The 17,000-nt window shown below is 43.2% G+C and carries 8 protein-coding genes; all 8 read right to left on the bottom strand.

The features are described 5' to 3' along the window. Nucleotides 1–8: 8 nt before the first annotated feature. The gene (locus ACT7WV_RS25710) at nt 9–3,470 is read right to left on the bottom strand and encodes a response regulator (protein ID WP_445105794.1); all 3,462 of its coding nucleotides are present in this window, start codon (nt 3,468–3,470) and stop codon (nt 9–11) included. Nucleotides 3,471–3,648: 178 nt separating this feature from the next. Then, nucleotides 3,649–7,056, bottom strand: a complete 3,408-nt coding sequence (locus ACT7WV_RS25705) for a methyl-accepting chemotaxis protein (protein WP_445105793.1) — start codon at nt 7,054–7,056, stop codon at nt 3,649–3,651. Between the two features lie 157 nt (nt 7,057–7,213). Beyond that, complete coding sequence (locus tag ACT7WV_RS25700; RefSeq protein ID WP_445105792.1) at nt 7,214–7,717, bottom strand: chemotaxis protein CheW; 504 nt, start codon at nt 7,715–7,717, stop codon at nt 7,214–7,216. 4 nt (nt 7,718–7,721) lie between these two features. Further along, nucleotides 7,722–8,099, bottom strand: coding sequence for a response regulator transcription factor (locus ACT7WV_RS25695; protein ID WP_445105791.1), 378 nt, complete (start codon nt 8,097–8,099; stop codon nt 7,722–7,724). A 58-nt stretch (nt 8,100–8,157) separates the two neighbouring features. Beyond that, nucleotides 8,158–9,228 (bottom strand): response regulator, encoded by a 1,071-nt coding sequence (locus ACT7WV_RS25690; RefSeq protein ID WP_445105790.1) that lies wholly within the window; start codon nt 9,226–9,228, stop codon nt 8,158–8,160. Nucleotides 9,229–10,025: 797 nt separating this feature from the next. After that, nucleotides 10,026–12,659, bottom strand: coding sequence for a UDP-forming cellulose synthase catalytic subunit (gene bcsA / locus ACT7WV_RS25685; RefSeq protein WP_445105789.1), 2,634 nt, complete (start codon nt 12,657–12,659; stop codon nt 10,026–10,028). A gap of 239 nt (nt 12,660–12,898) precedes the next feature. Next, a complete protein-coding gene (locus ACT7WV_RS25680; RefSeq protein ID WP_445105788.1) occupies nt 12,899–15,310 on the bottom strand; it encodes a cellulose biosynthesis cyclic di-GMP-binding regulatory protein BcsB in 2,412 nt (803 codons plus the stop codon). Nucleotides 15,311–15,887: 577 nt separating this feature from the next. After that, the gene (locus ACT7WV_RS25675) at nt 15,888–16,568 is read right to left on the bottom strand and encodes a pentapeptide repeat-containing protein (protein ID WP_445105787.1); all 681 of its coding nucleotides are present in this window, start codon (nt 16,566–16,568) and stop codon (nt 15,888–15,890) included. Nucleotides 16,569–17,000: the final 432 nt, after the last annotated feature.

The raw sequence follows: 17,000 nt of genomic DNA, 5'->3' as shown, positions 1-17,000 counted from the left end.
GGGTTTTGCTAAGCGGTTACTTTGGGACTAATTAATTCCTCTAAAGTTTTTAATAGCACCCGCTCGTTGTAGGGTTTAGAAAAATAGGCTGTTGCACCCAAAGTCATTGCCAATTGCCGATGCTTTTCTCCACTGCGAGAGGTAAGCATAGCAATCGGTAAATCACCGAAAAGAGGATCTGATTTGATTCGAGCTAGAAAGCCATAGCCATCAAGGCGAGGCATTTCAATATCACAAATGACAGCTTGAACTTTCAATCCACTGAGGAGTTTGTCAACGGCATCCTGACCATCTTTAGCCTGCTCTACTAAATATCCTGCTTTTTCTAAAGCTAAAGCTAAGAAGCGACGCACATTGATTGAGTCATCAACGACTAAAATGGTGTCTTTTTTGCTTTGAGGTATCGCTAAGGCTGGTGGTCTATTCTGTGACCAGGCATCAAAGCTTGGGTTTAACTCAGGCAATTTCCTCTGGTTTGACTGAGGTGTGACGGCTTGATTTAAGTAACCGCGTGGTGAAGCACTAACAGAGTTACTAGTTATCACTACACTAGACGGCGACTCAAAACTGGCTATCCAGTCGAGCATCTCACTGACATCGACCATTGGAATAGCTTTACCGTCACCAAGGATTGCACAACTAGCAAAACCAGAAGGCATAGCCAAGATTCCTTCAACTTGTCGGACAGCGACTTCCCTTTCACCCCAGCAGCGGTCTACTTGCAGCCCGACCAATTGCTCACCTTGACTAACCATCATCACAGTTGGCTCACTAATACTAGGAACGCCATCTGGAATCGTGATGCGACGGGGGCAATGGAAAGTTAGCCACTCTCCTAAGCGAATTAGGCGGATCATTTCCCCTTCCCAGTTAAGAACTTCGCTACCAGGAGTTTTTAAAATCTGCTCCGGCTGGAGTAGAAGCATCTCTTCCACTACATCTGTGGGAAAAGCTAACAACATTCCATTGCTTTCCACCAGAAGAATTCGCGCCACTGAAAGGGTAAAAGGAACTGTGAGGGTAAAGGTGGTTCCCCGGCCTGGCGAGGTATCAACTCTGATGTCACCACGAATTTGTTTGAGGTTGTTACGCACCACATCCATACCCACGCCTCGACCCGAAAGGGCAGTAACTTGCTCTGCGGTGCTAAAACCTGGCTCAAAAATCAACGAGAGCAAATCGTCTTCGCTGGCAGCAGCTAATAGCTCTGCATCTAAGCCCATTTCCTCTGCCCTAGCCCGAATTTTGTCTAGGTTAATGCCGTTGCCGTCATCGCTGATGGTAATCAGCGTCTGGTTGCCTCGGTGAGCCGCTTTAATTTCAATCGCTCCCTTCGGTGGTTTACCTTGAGCCTTACGCTTCTCAGGTTTTTCAATACCGTGGTCAAATGCATTACGCACTAGGTGCATCAAGGGATCTGAAAGGGCTTCCAAAATGCTGCGGTCAATAAGGGTTCCCTTACCCACAACTTTGAGTTCAACTTGTTTACCATACTCGAAAGAAAGATCTCGTAAAGCTCGAGAAAATCGCCCTACTATCTCAGATAAGGGACGCATTCTTACTCGAGTAAGGTTAGTTTGTAGCTGTTTAGCTGTCCGGTTTAACTCACGACCTGTTTGTTCTGTATCTTCAAGACGAAGTTCAATATCAGAAGTGACTTCTTGGATCTGGACGATAGTTTCCATTACTTCCCTAGAGAGGAGGTGTAAGTCACTGTAGCGATCCATTTCTAGGACATCAAACTTGCTGCTAATATCTTCACTACCCTCATCAAGAAGGTCGTCATGTCCTACTAATTCCTCTCCAGTCCAAGGCTGCTCTTCTGAGGCTGACTGAGCTATACCCCGATCGCTAATACGAGGATTGAAAGCATTTAAGTCATCTGGACCAATAAGATGTGAGCTATTTAACAGGTTGCTAAACGGATACTGAATTCCTGCGGGATTATTGCTTGCCTCTGGTGGTACTCTCCTTTTGTTAGCTGCTGTTGCGGCTAGTGATTGCATCGGTACTGTTAGTCCGCTTCCTACTACACTCGCTTGAGTCGCAACCGTATCATAAGCAGTTCGCAAATGAATATTTGATTGTTCTAGATTACTGACTCTACTTTTGAGGGTTTCCATTAAATTACGTAAACGTCCCAAGTGAAGGCTCAGACCATTACGCTCGATGGTTAGCTCTCCAAATAAATCGCTTAGTTGTTCTAACTGTCGGACTGGAATACGGACGGTATTTTCTTGAACAGGCTTTTCTACATTGTTGGTGTGCTCAGATGACTTAGAATCACGTTGAACTTCTTGCCATTTGACATCCGCTGCTTGAACTTCTGTAGCACCAATACGCTCTTGTGCTTCGCTCTGAGAAACATTTTGAACTTCTCTATAAAAAGATGCGTTCTGAGAAAATACAGCTACTCTTTCTTCCAGTTCGTCCTCAGTTGCCGAAGAATCTTCCGTCTCAGCCACTGGACTAGAGGTCTCAAATTCTGCCGCGAGTACCTCAAGATCTTGCCAATCCTCTTGTGCTACTTCGGCGGCGGCCCAATCCTCTTGTGCTACTTCAGCAGGAACCCAATCTTCTTGTGCTACTTCAGCAGGAACCCAATCTTCTTGTGCTAATTCGGCGGCGGCCCAATCTTCTTGTGCTGCTTCTGTTGGTGTTGAAACAGTTGCCGATTCAGTTGCCGGAATTGCAGTATCACTAATAAAGTCGAGCTGCGTTGGTAAACTATTGACTTGACCAACTAGCACCAACGCTTGCGATCGCCGCCAGCTTTGTAATGCTAGCTGAGCAATCTTCTCAACCTGCTCTGGGGCTGTTTCTAGGTGTTGGACGACAGACCGACATAGGTTGCTAAAAGCACCTAATTGCAACATTTCGCCCAAACCTTCTAGCTCTTGCGCCATGATCAAAAGCTCCTCCTCTAAGCAGGGCATTTGAGGATCGTCTAAAACCGACTCCAAGCGAACAAGGCACCCCTCGACTTCTGTTTCAAATAGAAGAGCTGCTACATTTGTTCCATCTTCTGTTCCTAGAATGGTAGCTGCATCTTCGTCTTTAGGGTCACCTAAGCGTTCATGCAGCTTTTCAAAAACAGGGTTGCCAACGGTAGCCAGCCACTGTTCATCAACCTCGGTCTGCTTGCGATTTGAGGCAAGCACCTGACGTAGGCGATCTACTCCTTGGAGTAGTAGACTTTCAAGTTCAGCATCGACTTTGAGAGAATTTCTCTGAACTTTCAAGACTTTAAAAGAATCTTCCAGACGATGAGCTAGCTGACTCAATGTCTGAAACCCCATCATGCCGGCGCCACCTTTGACGGAATGGGCTGCTCGCAGGACAGCATCCATTTTTTGACCATCAATGTGACCCCCGGCTAAGTCTAGGAGCACCGATTCAATTGTGTCCAAATACTCTTGTGCTTCTTCGAGAAACTGGAGCTGAATTTCAAGTTCCTTGTCTTGTGACATGGCCTTATAGAGTTGAAGGTTGGCAGGTTGCAGGGAAAACAGATTGTAGATGACTCGGTTGGCAGGTTGTAAGAAAAGCAGATTGTCAGAAAAGTAGGTTGCAGGCTAGTAAGCTCAAAAAATTTTCAACTTTTTAACCTTTAACTTTCTAACCTTCAATCTTTTAACCCGCCAACCTCTAGTCCACGCCAACATTAAATGTCCCTACGGACGCCTGCAATTCTTGGGCAATTTCTACCGTTTCTTTGATAGAGGTAGAAATCAGTCGCGTAGAATCAGAGGCACGTTCAGAGACTTTGGCAATCTCCTTCATCAACTCGGTTACAGCTTGAGATGTCTCAACCTGTGACACTGTGGCACTCGAAATTGATTGCACCAAATAATCAATCTGGTGAGAAACTTCCAAAATTTTACTTAAGCTATGCTTGGCATCTTCCACTAAATGAGTACCTTCAACTACCTGGCTAGTACCCAGTTCCATTGCCTGGACGACTTCGGCAGTTTCTTTTTGGATGTTGTCAACAATCTGTTCAATTTCTTGAGTCGCTGCAGCAGAACGGGCCGCCAGTTCCCCCACTTCTTCAGCAACTACTGCAAAACCCTGACCTTCTTCGCCAGCCCTTGCTGCTTCAATACCCGCGTTGATGGCTAGCAAGTTGGTTTGCAGAGCGATTTGGTTAATCAAAGAAACCACTTTAGAAATCTGCTGAGATGATTCACCTAAGCGCTTAACTTTTTTGGCAGTTTCAGAGACCGTTTCTCGCAGATTGAGGATATTTTGCACCGAGCGATCCATGGCTATACCACCAGCTTCAGCGTTACTAGAAGCTTGACGAGCGACCACTGCTGCTTGACGGGCATTTTCTGCTACGTCCTGAATCGAAAGGGTCATAAACTGTAGAGAATCTAGGGTGCTAGTGGTCTCTTCAGCTTGTTTAAGTGCTTCCTCAGAAAGTTGACGGATGGCTCCTTCGTTTTCTCCTAGGGAAGTGTTGACCTGAGTCGCAGCTTTTTTCACCTGGGTGACAATACCTCGCAAACTTTCGATAACTGCATTGAAGAAATCGGCAACTGTGCCAATTTCACCAGCAGTCACATCCGCACGCACGGTGAGGTCGCCTCGGGCTGCTCCTTCTACATCACTGAGCAGTTCCAAAAGCTGGAGTTGGAGTTCTTCTTTTTGTTGACGTTGCTCCTGAGAGACAGTTTCAGCTGTAATTCTTGCTTGCTCTTGCTGCTCAATGGCATAACCTTGGTCTATAGCAAAACCAACTTGAATAGCAATTTGTTTAAAGAAGGAGATTTCTGACTCTTGCCAGGGTCGGGTAGAAGAACATTGATGAGTTACCAGTAAGCCGTGTAGCCTATCACCTGACAGGATTGGCGCGACTAAATTCGCCTTGACCTTCAAAGGTTCAAGTTGACCCAAGTAACACTCTGTCAAACCAGCTTTGTAAATGTTCTCTACCGCCTTGATTCGACCACGTCTGTATTTCTCAACGTACCCTTCAGCAAAACAGGAGTCAGCAATGTTCATTCCGAGGGATGCAGGCCAGTCGCGACCCACAGATTCCGCAACAACGGTTCCTTGCCAATTTTCGTCAAACAGATAGACAATCGTTCGGTCTGTTTTCAGGGTTTCTCGGGTGCCTTTAACTGCCGCATTGTAAATATCTTCGATTTTGAGCGATTTCCGAATGTGAGAAGTAATTTCATTAAGTTGGTGGGCGCGTTCGACTTCAGCGGCTTTCTGAGTAACAAGACTTACAGAGGTTAAAGAAAGCCCTACTTGAGCGGCTAACCGTTCGAGGAAGTCAATTTCCCGTTGCTCCCACACCCTAGTTCTAGAACACTGATGGGCAATAATTAAACCAAGCAAGCTGTCACCAGCGATGATCGGCACAACTAAATTAGCCTTAACTTCCAGCCGTTTTAACAACTGTAAGTGTTCCTGAGAATAATTAGTAGCGCGAACGTCACTAGTAGGCACAATCCGCCCTTTTCTGTATTCGTCTAGGAGTTTGCCACTGATACAAGGGTCAGTAATACGGTCTGCTAGTGCCCGTGGCCAACCGGGGTCAACTGCTTCAGCGATGATAGTGCCGCTAAAGTCAGGTTCAAAGCTATAAACAACTACTCGGTCAGCTCCCAGTCTTCTTTTAGCTCCTTCGACTGCCCGTTTAAAGACATAGGCTCTATCTTCTTCTCTAGCGGCTGAGGTAGCCACATCAGCAAATAACTGTGCTCGTTCCAGAGAAGCCTTTTGATCTTCTAAGACAGTTTGCAGGTGGTCTGCCATGAGATTGAGGTTAGACCCCAAAACCGCAAGTTCATCTTCTCCTTCCACGTTCAGGCGGGTATTGAGATTCCCTTGAGCTAGCTGCTTCAAGACGTTGGTAGTTGAGAGAATTGGCTTAATTAAACGCCTGGTAAGGAGAGTGGCAACAACGCCAACTAATGCGGCGGTTACCAAAATTCCCAGTAGCAGTATTTGAACAAGATTTCCTTTGGCTGCAAGGGACTGTTTTGTGTTGGAAGTTAGGATTACGCCCCAATTTAAGGAGGACGTAATATTTGAGTTATTTAAGGGTGTATAAACTGCCAGTATGTCTTCTGTTAAAGAAGCGGGTGCAAGGCTATTTTTAGAGCTAGTAACAAACGTTTCGGCGGATACTTCTTTTCGCAGTCGCTCGAGCTCTGGAAATTCCTTATTAATCTGTTTACCCTGAAGTTCTTTATCTGCCGTCGCCAAAATATTTCCCGACTCATTAACTAAGCTATAGCTGCTGTCGTCATTAGCAGCGCTATTTTTTAATAATTCACTCAGAACAGACGCTGGCATACGAGCTCTGATGATAGCAATGGTTTTACCTGTAACGCTATCTTTAACCGGTGCAGCGCTGTAAAGGTCGACTTTACTAGGAGATTCTGTTGCTTGCTGCTGGCTGATGACGGGACGATCAGTTTTAAGGACTTCCTGAAAATAATCAAAGTCATTGTTATTGGGCAGGTTAGAACCATTAGACTGAACAATTACATTGCCTTGAAGATCAAACAAGGCAATGCTGTCATAGACTTGGTAAATTTCTAAATATTGGTTGAGGGTTTGTTGTTTGATTCTTTCTGTTACCTGTCCTTGCAGCTCGGCATCTGAGAAAATCGGGATGGTTGCTAACGCCCTAATGTCTTCGGAGCGTTCGGACAGAAAACTGTCAACAATATTGCTGACTTTAAGGATTTTAGTCTGTTTATCGGTGATTGTTTGTTCCTGACCTGCTTGGTTAGTAACCACCAAGCTGATTACGCCCACTCCAAATACTGGAAGTACTCCAACAGCAACGGCTAAAGCTGTCACTTTGCTGCCTAAACTTAGCCTTTTCCACCAAGTTAATGTCTGATGCTCACTGCCGGATTTTTGAGACAGTGCGTAAGCAGGAGAATTATTAATTGGCTGCACTATTTCCGTCTCCCCCCCTGAATGAAAGTCAGCACTGTGAGTATAGCCGTTGCTGTCTAGATTATTCAGATTAATATTATCCGGAATACTATTCTTACTGTTATTAGTGGTATCGAATTGCTTGACCATGAAAATAAGCACCTAAAAGCTAGGAAATTTTAGCAAAAAGATAGAGATTTGTAGTGGTAATATATTTATTGCGTAGAGCCATGAGTTAGGTAATAAAATTATGTCAGAAGGCTTTCTTTGCTTTGGATAAATTCATCAATTTGTTAGAAGATAGAGTCTAATTCCCCCTAAAAAGAGGTGATTGGATAATTGCTTCTGCGTCTAGTGCCAATAAGATTTCTTTTTCTTGTAAAATGCATCCACGTAAATAGGGAACTAAGCCCGATGAGACTTGTCCCAGTGGGGATTGAATGCATTCGGGTGTTAAACGTAACACACCTTCAACAGTCTGAACAATTAGTCCTAAAGAAGCAGAATGATCACGGATAGTTACTATGTTGTATTGTTGAACAGTCGTTTCCACAGGTGGTAAACCCAACATCCGAGCTAAGTCAATCACCCACAGTACACGAGAGCGCCGATTTAATAGTCCCATCACAAAAGAGGGCATATTGGGCATTGGTGTTAGCCGCTCAGGAGGCAAGACTACAACTTCTTGCGCCTGACTCATTGACAAAACAGCAGGCGTTTGTTGACCAAACTGAAACTTGAGATAAGCATCTCCCAGATTTTTTTGTTCCTGGGCTTTGTTTGGTAAAAGGGCAAGTGCTGAAGTATTCATTGGCTCAAAGGGCAACCGATTTGATCGCACGGAGAATTTGCTCACGGGTAAAGGGCTTGGTTAAATAGGCATCTGCTCCTTGTTTCATCCCCCAAAGACGATCAATCTCTTGGTTTTTAGAGGAGCAAATTACAATAGGTATCTTTTCAGTAACAGGATTACTCTTGAGACGGCGACATAATTCAAAACCGCTCATTCCTGGCATGACTACATCAGTAACAATGACATCTGGCTTTTGCTCCACAACTTTGTTAAGAGCTTCTTTTGCACCAATAGCACTAATTACGGTGTAGCCACTTTCTCTCAGATAATGGCTCATTAGTTCCATTTCTGAGACGGTATCTTCTACAATCAAAATTTTGCCCATCAAAGTTGTACTCACGTGCGTGTCTCAAGATTAATTAACAAAAATTGTCTACTACATTTCAAATAACACTTAATTAAGATAAGTGTTTAAACACAATCTTTAGTAATTCAGATTGGTTAAAAGGCTTTGTTAAGTAGCCTGATGACCCGACCATTTTCGCCTTAGCTCGGTCGAGAAAACCTTTATTACCCGTGACCATAATTATCGGAGTTTTCTTGAAAAGAGGGTGCTTTCGCAACAGAGAACATAGTTCATAACCATCTAAATTTGGCATCGCTACGTCCAACAAAATCAAGTCAGGCTTGATCCGAACTACCTGCATTAAAGCTCTCACTGGGTCATTAATCATTACCACAGAGAAGCTTTTATCATCTAAGAAAGAGTTAATGGCATTTAAGACTGTTGGACTATCATCAATGCAAGCAATAGCATAGGTGTTTTTTGCGCCGTTTTTTTTGTTAACTCCAGCAGGACTGCCTCCATTAGTTTTTTGTAGACCTGCGTTGGGCGTGGAGGAATTACCGGGATTTACTTGTGGTTGGTTATTCGCACTGTTCTGATTCAAGTAATCAGGGCGAGGCTCAGCAGATGGAGATGTTGGTTTTGAAGTCTGCTGACGTCGCAGATGCTCATAACAACGTTCAACAAGTGTTCGCAGATCTAGATGACAAAACTTAGGTAGTTCCTCGAATTGATCAAGATTAATTAACTGGTGAGTTCCTTCTTTAACTGAAAGAAGAGACCCAATCACATCTTCAGCTAATTCTTCTATTAGAGTGGCTGCTTGTACTGAGTTTAAGTATTTTTGATTGACTAACCAACAAATAGCTTGGTAATCAGGACTTTGATTAGATTGAGTTTCCGAGTCTGATTCAAATATCAGACGAACTTGGACTCTAACTGCACTAACAAGTGTAGGAATTTGACGGCTTAGACGACGCAAGTGAAGGTCAAGTCGCTCGAACGGATCAACTGAATTTGAAGCATAAATCAGTTTTCCTTGTTCTAAATAGATTGACCAAGAGACAGAGCCGCTAGATACCTGTAAACAACCATTCGCCTGACGACTAGATAATTGTGCCAATAAGCTCAGTGGGTTTAATTTTTGGGAAGATTTGTAGCTAGCCATAGAAATGGTGTTCATTTGTATCTACCTGGATATAATCTAACTGGCGAACCTAGAATAGTTGAAGTTTTTTGTGCCAAGCTAAAATAAACTTGTTCTAGCACCACTGATGCTAATAATGGTGATTAACTGCGGAGGCAATGCAACAACTAATTCAGATTTGCGACAATAATCAAGATTCTAAAAAATGAATCTTGTTCCCATTACTTACCCTTACTGACCTACAGGAGCAACATGCTTTTTATCAAGCAGTACCTGCATTTCTGAATTTGTGTATTTTTAATTGATTACCCTGATTTTTAGTTAACTTGTTATTATCTGGTCAGATAATGAACAGCTAAAAACTAATAATTTTTGTTGCTTCCTACATCAAGCTGATTAAGAGTAGAAGTTGGAGAAGGTGAAAGTTGCTGTTAACTAGTCGCTTGTCTTAGAATCGATGCTCTGTCAAGACTCTGAAAGATGTCATACATCCTCTGACAGCAAAAAAAATATCAGCTTGATAGGAATTCAATAGATTACCCATCTATTACCTATAAGTTTAGCAGACTTTTTGATTAACAAGATGAATTACTCTTAAAATGCTGGGTAATAGAGATGAAGATTATGTGGGATTTTCGCCAATAATTTGATTTGGTGAACGTAAAATATTGGGGATTTTTTAGAAATCATTATCAGGAAAAATATCGAGTCTTGTTGGATAATTTTTTATTGGGCGAGTTTTGCTTGGATTTTTGTCATTTTTTTGCCGATAGGTACTAGTCTCTGTAGGAGATTAACCGTAATAGAAGTTGGCTGGCACTAGTGCCGCACAATTACTCAAGACTTCTTAAAAGTTGTTTAATTTTAGTCTGCTGCTGCCATCTCAATGACTCTGGAAAACTCAACTCAACAGCAATTGGCTTAACTGGTGTGCTTAAAGGCTGTTTCTTAGAATTTTCGGCAGAAAAAATAGGTAGCTCTTCTATAAAAATTATCCTAGCCAATAAACTCTTGGGCTGAGGGTCATTTTCATCCTGACTTAACAGTAAACTGATCAGCGGTTGTGTATTTTGAATTGCCTCTAGATTTGAAATTTGGCTGCCATCTAATTCCAACCTCAAATCATTAGTCCCAATTTCTGTTACTGTCGCTGTATAGGATTGACCTTCCCAACCTTCCCAATAGAGTTTTGCTACAGCCTGAACTTGTTTACGTACTTTTTCTCCAGTTGCTGGTCGGAACTCACGGAAAACGCGCTTGATACTAGTAATAATAAACTTGAGAGATTCAAAAGGTTTGTCTACCTCAGTGCGTGTCTGAGAATACCACTCCTTCACGTCAGAATATATTACTAATGCCAAATCATCTAACTGAGTGCGGCTGAGATTGACGAAATCAACGAAAAGCTTGGCTTCCAGTTTGCTTGTTGCCGTCTGCCGAATAACACGGCCATCCAAAAGTACTCTAGCCCCGTAGTCTCCCACTAACTCGATTTTAATTTCATCGGGAATATTTGGCCAAGAATTAAGAAAAATTTGGGCACCAGCTTCACTAATATCAAGAGTTTGACCTTCCCAACTCTGTCCACTACTATGAATTACCGCCGTTAACTTTCGAGGTAAGCGGTGTGCTCGACGCAGTTGAGGTTGCTCGAAGGCAACTAGACAGGCGGCTACAAGCTGGAACAAGACGAAGGTACACCACATGGCATTGATGAGGACAGCCTGAAAATCTTTTGGACTGAGCCACAGCCAAAAGGGTACGGCAAGTAAAGAAGCAGCGCAAATCACACTAGTGATCACTAAATAGCGCACTGAATCAAAATCAAAGTTCCGCTCGGTCACAGACAGCCCTTTATCGGTCACGTTGAAAGAACCGAGCTTAGGGTTAATTATCGCTAAAACGGTAACAATTCCCGCCTGAAATGACATAGCAAATTCAAAAATTTCATTCCAGAAAGAGAAACGGACATGCTTATAGGGAATGTGGTTTGTCTGCATCGATAAAATAATATGAGGCAGAGCATAGAACAAAGTTTCAAGACCAAGACCTTTGACCGAGTTGATGCCAAACAAGAGAAATAAGGGAGGTGCGATCGCGTACATCAACCGGGGAAAACCAAAGAAAAAGTGTGACGTAGCACTGAAATAGCAGATCCGTTGAGGGATGGTTAAATTTAGTTTCCGGTTTAGTAACGGATTTTCTATACGTAGAATCTGGGCCATACCTCTTGCCCAACGAACCTGTTGTCCAACATAGGAGGAAAACATCTCAGGTGCTAGACCAGCCACCATAATCTTGTCGTAGTAGACTGACTCATAGCCCAGAGAATGAAGACGAAAGGCAGTATGGCAGTCTTCTGTAACTGTTTCTGTAGCGATTCCACCTACTTCGAGTGCGTACTCTTTGCGAATCACAGCGGCTGAGCCACAAAAGAAGGCGGCGTTCCAGAAATCATTGCCTTTTTGCAAAACTTTGTAAAAGAGTTCGTTACCTACAGGTATTTTGCCCTGGGTGAGAAGATTGCGCTCAAAAGGATCTGGATTGTAGAACCAATGAGGTGTCTGTACAAAAGCAACTTTGGGGTTAAAAAAGAAGCCAACCGTGTTCTGAAGAAAGTCTCTAGTCGGTATGTGGTCGCAGTCGAGAATTAGTACTAAATCACCATCTGTGCGTTGAAAGGCGGTGTTAATATTGCCAGCTTTAGCGTGTTCATTATTGTCTCGAGTCAACATAGTTGCACCTAGTTCTTCACACATTTGGCACAGGTTTTCTCGGCGGTCTCGATATTTTTCTGCCCGACCATCATCTAAGACATAAACTCGCTTTTTATCAGCTGGATAATCAATAGCTAGAGCTGCCAAGGTAGTTTTGCGAACAATCTCGACATCTTCGTTATAGGTCGGAATGTAGATATCAACTTTAAACCACTCCTCAAGAGGAAAGTTGTTTAAATCAACTGGCTTACGATCTTTGATTTTGAGAGTTTGAAAGTAAGCAAAAAACAGAGTGCCAATGGCATATAATTCTGCCGCATAAAGCAATAAAGAGAAAGTCGCATCAATCCAGCTATCTAAATTTAGAGTGTAGGCGGTGCGGTAGTACCAATAGCGTATCGTTGTAGTTAGACTCAGTAAAACTAAAAATAAGTGGAGATACTCGCTGGTTTTTTTACGAGGAATTTGTTCTTCTAGTTGTAAGGCAAAGCGTCCCACCGCAATTAGCATCGCCGCAACTATCCCTTGCTGCCAAATAGTAGGGCGTGCGATGATTAGGGGGATTAATAGTAAAATCAGAGAAAAAATCAGCAATAGCAGCTGGCGGTTGCCTAGCCACTGTAGTATCTGGTTAAAAGTATGAGGTAGGCGCTCGACAATCCAGTTGGTTAACAGCTCACGCCGTTGGAGCGGAATTCCCCATTGTTTACGACTTGGCTGAGACTTGACTTTTGAAGATGGACTAGTCATTTGTCTTTGCAGCCTTCCTCCCCCGTTATAGTTGAAGATTTAACGAGGGAACAACGCTATACCTCCAATATGGTTGACAAGCAAGTTGTTGGAACGCTTTCAGAGTTTTTATCTTTTGGTCAATAGCACTCTGCTAACAGTACTTTTCTTTGTTTAGTAGACAGAAATAGTCTCCGTTCCTGAAACTATGTTGACCGTCGAACACCCTGGTACACCGACTGGCGTGATGCATAGAACCCTTAAGTCTTCTGACCAGAAATCCGCTTGAGATATAGCTGGACGACGCCGTAAAGAATAAGCGTTGCCGCTACTATAGCCGGCCCCAAAAGAAACCAACCACCTGCCAAGAACCGGAAAACTTTTTTGGGAACTGGTGTTTTATCTACTTCACGCTTTTTTGCTCTCTGCAAAAACTCAAAGTTATAGGCATTGGGATCGTAGATTTCGGGGTTAGTAGAGTTGGCACTGATGAGCGCAGTATCTCCTTCAATTTGAAAGAATAGGGGGTCTTGGTGCAACGATTCTTGCACTTGGCTTAAGCCTTTTTCTGTCTGGCTACTGAGAGCTAATAGCACGCGCTCAGGATTCCAAGGAGAAATAATTTCTTTGATAACGCCCTCATTATCGGGCGATGTCTGAATATCACTTTGGTTTCGTAGGCGGGTGAAGGCGTCCTTCAATTCAAAGCCACCAGACTCAAACACCTCTGGCAGAGGAAAATTATTTTGAGTGCCAATTCCTACTAAATGACGCTCAGAACGCTGCTCAGTTGGCAAAGAGTTTTTAGTATAAACGTCTAACTGTATTGACTCAGCTTTGCTAAGGCGTCCCAATCTGCTGCTGAATTCTAGTAAAGTCATCAAATCGCCATCCCCTGGAGAATCTGGCAAGACAATCGCTGTACTAGATAAATCTTGAGGAGCGGCAAAAGGAAAACCATAACGCAGCAGCTTGAGGTCTGGCAGCGTGACGGTGCTTGTCCGATTTAGATTAAAGCTAGTGTCATTATGCAAAGTACCCCAAAGCTGCTGATCTGTTACTCGACTACAAGAACGGCGCTCTCGCGCATCAAGACGGAAATCTACCTGGATTTTGGAAGTGGGTCCGATTTTGTCTTTTGGTAAGTCAACTCTCAGCTTTTCTCTGGTACCCCCATTAATTGAAGTTAGCCGTTTACCGACAATTCCCACCCCATCCAGTCGTACTTCTACTAAAGAGGTTTTGGCATTAACTTGAGGGCCATAACTGTAAATTACGTCCATGGAGTTACCAGAACCAAACAGATCATCTGGCAGCGCTTTAAAGTCAATTTCAAGTGGTGGCGAATCAGCACCTCGAACTGTTACATCCTCAAATGGCTGGTTATTGGCATTGTTAAGATCGCTGAGTTGGAAGCTTTCTTCTGGTGGCAGATACCCTGGCCACTCGCGGGGTGATGGAGAAGCTACTTCGTCGAGGTTTTCTACTATGATGGTTTGACCCGTACCAATCTTACGGTCTGGAGAGTTGACCAAAAACTGTACGGCTTTGGCGACGCCTTCTGGTCCGTTGCCTGTTGCTACTAGCACAGGAGCAATGTTGTCGGGAGTCGTAGTCAACATTAAAACCCCAACATTTGGTGGCAAAGCCTTCTGCTTACCATCCAGAATCTGGTTGTTGGTCAGAGGCATTGGTAGTTCCAGCGACTTTAGGGCGGATTGTTGAGCTGGTGTACCGATGATTACTAACCGTTCTGTTAACTCTACTTCGTCTACAGCCTTAACTAGACGAGTCTCTAAGCGGCGAAAACTCGCCTGCCTACCTAAGGAGGCTTGCAAACGAGAAGTAGCTGTTAGCCAAATATTGTCAACTTTGTTAGGTAGTAGATAAGCAAGTTGGTTGGGATATAAGCTTAGTTCGTCAAAGATGGGGTAAGGGTAGCTATTAAAGTCTAGAGAAACTGGTTGAGGCTCAAAATCAAAGGTGATTTTAGAATCAGGTAAGATTTCTGTCCAAAGTGAAGGGTCGTAGGGATCTTGAGTGCAAGTGGGAGAGTTGTTCTGTAGCGCCGCAACAGTAATTTGGTTATAGTTTTGGATCTGTGAGAGCGGTACATCAAACACCGCATTACCGATCTCGCCCTCCTGACGGTTGAGGGGAATACTACCGATGCTAGCGTCGTTAATTAAAACAGTCAGATTGGAGCGAGTAGCATACAAAGCCGGGGAATGCCGATACCGGATTAAGGCTTTGACAGATTTTAGCTTCCAGTTGCGGGGACGGGTAAATCCAAGTCGAGCCTCGTCATAAATTCCCCGTAAGCTAAAGCTACTGCCAACAACTGGGCTACGATTGAATTCTAAAACATATGGATCACCATCGGGAGGAGCTTTGACCTCAGGAGCCTTTGGTGGTGGGCTTGGCAGAGCAAAGGTTGATCCGGATCTTTGTTTATTTTCTTGAGTATTGGTTTCGCGTAGTTTCTCTGTTGGCGCAGATGTTCCAGGAGAACTGCTCTGAGCTCCAGCTAAGCTGGTTGTTAATCCAATGGGAACGGCACAGCTAACTAATAGTAGCAATACTAAAGAACCTTGCTTCAAGCGAGTTCTCTGGCGTGATCCTCGCTCAACAGTAAGTAAGTGGGCAAATGCGTTGCGAAAAAAGCGTTTCATCAGCAAGAGTTTTGAGTCTTGTTACAAAGGGCGCGGGAATGCCCAATTCTTGAAAGAGTCTGGGATGAAAGCGCTCGCTGACTGCTAAAGTTCATAGATTTTTCAGGACTGCGGTCAATCAGCCTATGGTTTCAACCGTTGGGTTAGAGATAAGCCACATTCTCTTAGAGGTGTGGCAGTTGACTAAAGTACCGTAGAGCACACAGAAGCTAGCGTTTGCAAAACAAGTCTGCAACGACCCAAAATCAGAATCTAATAGCGTAACTAGGGACAACGGAAAAAGTTAGTCTGGGCTTAGTAATCTAATTTCCTAAGAGCAATTGGAAATATCAAAAAAAATATGACTAATCTGGTCATTTGCTGAAAGGTTTGGCGTCAATGCCTTGACCATTTCAGGAATGCCACTTAATTGATACGGAACTTGTGTTGCTTAATCCGGATGAGAAATTTGAGAATTATCCTGGTAATCCCGAATCATGGGAATCCATTTCATCCTGATTTTCCGAGGCACCGTGATCATTCTAAGATTAGACAACAATGTTCAGTCGTATTCAACTTGAATGTGCCAGTTGACTCCTCAGTATTGAGTTGTCCCATAAGGACTTGTTCCATCAGGCATAATTGCTAGACTTAAGTCAGCACCGCTCTGATTAGTACCTGTTAGGTTTGCTTTGTAAAGGTTAGCGTAACGCAAGTTAGCATTACTCAGATTAGTACCGCTTAGATTGGCTTCCGTTAAGTGTGTTCCAACTAAAAAAGAACCACTCAAGTCAGCGTTCTGTATTTTGGCACCGGTTAGATCTGCGTCTCGAAACTCAGTGCGGTTGGCGGTAACATTACTTAAATTGGCACCCACTAAACTGGTATTCAAAAGAGTAGCACCACTAAGATCGGCACCTTTTAAGTCACTACCAATAAAGTCAGCTCCATCTAAGTCAGTATTAGTCAGATTGGCATTATCCAGACGAGTACCACTCATCTTGGCATCTTTGAGTTTAGTATTAGCGAAGTTGGCACCCGAAAGGTTGGCATTTCTAAAGTCAGCACCGCTCAAGTCAAGTCTACTCAGATTAATCTCTGAGAGATCACACCCCCTACATTTTTTTGTCTTCAGAATCTGTTCGACATTTATTTTCTTGGCTTTGAGCAATGGAATGGCATTTTTAACTTTTGCCAGTGATTCATCTTTTCTTGGTGTACTGGTATTTTTATCTTCTACTGAAGATAAATAAAAAAGGCTAATTGTGGGTCCAAACAATAGCGCTGCTATAATTAAAATTATTTTTAAGTTCATACGCTAAAGCTGGCAAAATATAGGTTTTGGCCGTCTATCCTTTGACATTAATCAAGCAATAAATCTTTTGACCGGACTTATAGCCTAAAGTTTTGATAAAGAGAGATAAGCTGATAATTCTATGATAACTCTTCCGTAATTATGCACCACGGTTTTTGACCTTGACAAACACCAAAGCCATAAGTCAGAAGTTTGTGTAGTTTCTGGAATAGATATCTAATTAACTGATAAAACTATCCAGATTTAACAAATAACTGCTGAAAAAGTTAGGTAAGTTGTTACTCCCTGTTCACGTTTATAAGCTTAGCTTATAGTTGTTCAATTTCCATAGATGTTTATCATTAGCCCTAGTTTAATCTAAACAAACTGCGCTCATTATCATAAATTACAGTTGTT

This window comes from Symploca atlantica LB2515 (assembly GCF_052546295.1).
Note: the sequence above shows the minus strand (reverse complement) of the source record. Positions and strands in the feature narration are given on the sequence as shown.